The 378-nt window shown below is 39.7% G+C and carries 1 protein-coding gene; it reads left to right on the top strand.

Annotated features, from left to right (window positions below):
• Window positions 1-207 (top strand): hypothetical protein (locus A3761_RS27460; RefSeq protein ID WP_197472970.1); only part of this gene is annotated, 207 nt, incomplete at its 5' end.
• Window positions 208-378: the final 171 nt, after the last annotated feature.

Raw genomic sequence — 378 nt, 5'->3', positions numbered from 1 at the left:
TCTGCGTCACGTTTACAGATCAAGGTGACTGACGAAGACGGTACGGTTAGCTTTGTGCCTGAATCGCCATTATCCGTTGGTGTAGAGCAACAGTTCATAATTGAAAGCCTGACGCAAACCAATGCGGTAATTGAGCTCTTTTATAACTATACGAATGGTCATTTAGAGGATTATCATGCTTATGAGTTTGAGGTAACTTTGCAATAAGATCTTCGACTGGCTCCAAATTTATTGGGGCCAGTCATATTATTAATCCGCAACAATGATTATCTAATAGTTCAATTCTGAAGAAGAGTTGTCAGGGGCGATTCTTCGTTTTGACCATTTAGGGTATGAGAACCGGTATCGTGCCTATAATCAATAATAAGTGTAGTAAGT

This window comes from Oleiphilus sp. HI0123 (assembly GCF_001635315.1).
Note: the sequence above shows the minus strand (reverse complement) of the source record. Positions and strands in the feature narration are given on the sequence as shown.